Origin of the sequence: Amycolatopsis sp. SID8362, from assembly GCF_010550475.1 — a bacterium.
Lineage (GTDB): Bacteria > Actinomycetota > Actinomycetes > Mycobacteriales > Pseudonocardiaceae > Amycolatopsis > Amycolatopsis eburnea.
Window position 1 is genome coordinate 1 of the sequence record NZ_JAAGNB010001878.1, and the last position, 201, is coordinate 201.

1 protein-coding gene is annotated in these 201 nt (G+C 76.1%); it reads right to left on the minus strand.

Going from position 1 to position 201, the window contains the following annotated elements:
• On the minus strand, positions 1 to 201 hold a 201-nt coding region (locus G3I65_RS56300), incomplete at both ends, for a beta-ketoacyl synthase N-terminal-like domain-containing protein (RefSeq protein WP_160704842.1).

Genomic DNA, 201 nt, shown 5'->3' on the forward strand with positions numbered 1-201 from the left:
GTGGCCGTTGCGCCGCGCGTCGGACAGCCGCTCCAGCATGAGCAGGCCGACGCCTTCGGACCAGCCGGTCCCGGCGGCCGACTCGGCGAACGAACGGCACCGGCCGGTGGCCGACAGCCCGCCCTGGGAGCTGAACTCCACGAACGGCGCCGGGGTGGCCATCACGCAGACGCCGCCGGCCAGCGCCAGCGAGCACTCCCC